Annotated in this window: 1 pseudogene; it reads left to right on the top strand. The window is 68.8% G+C overall.

Annotation, left to right across the window (positions count from 1 at the left end):
- Positions 1-68 precede the first annotated feature (68 nt).
- Positions 69-301: pseudogene (locus tag PUR53_RS33660) on the top strand (BCCT family transporter); the annotation flags it as partial.

Genomic DNA, 301 nt, shown 5'->3' with positions numbered 1-301 from the left:
TTGCTCGGTCGCGCAACCTCCGTCCGCGACAGCGAGCGTCCCCTGCCGTCTGTGGAAAGGACGAGCCGATGAGCAGTACCCGCGAACAGAACGGGAGTCCAGGTCATCCCGTCGGGGAGGAACTGCCGGGAATCGGTGCGTCAGCCGCCCTCGCCCGGACCGACCTCTTCGTCTTCGTTGTCGCCGCGGCCCTCACCCTGGCCTTCGTCGTGTGGGGAGCCACCGCGTCGGACTCGCTGGAGAGCGTGTCCGGGAAGCTGCTGGACGGGACGATCCGCTACGGCGGCTGGGCCTTCGTCCT

This window comes from Streptomyces sp. SP18BB07 (assembly GCF_036322545.1).
Lineage (GTDB): Bacteria > Actinomycetota > Actinomycetes > Streptomycetales > Streptomycetaceae > Streptomyces > Streptomyces deccanensis.
Note: the sequence above shows the minus strand (reverse complement) of the source record. Positions and strands in the feature narration are given on the sequence as shown.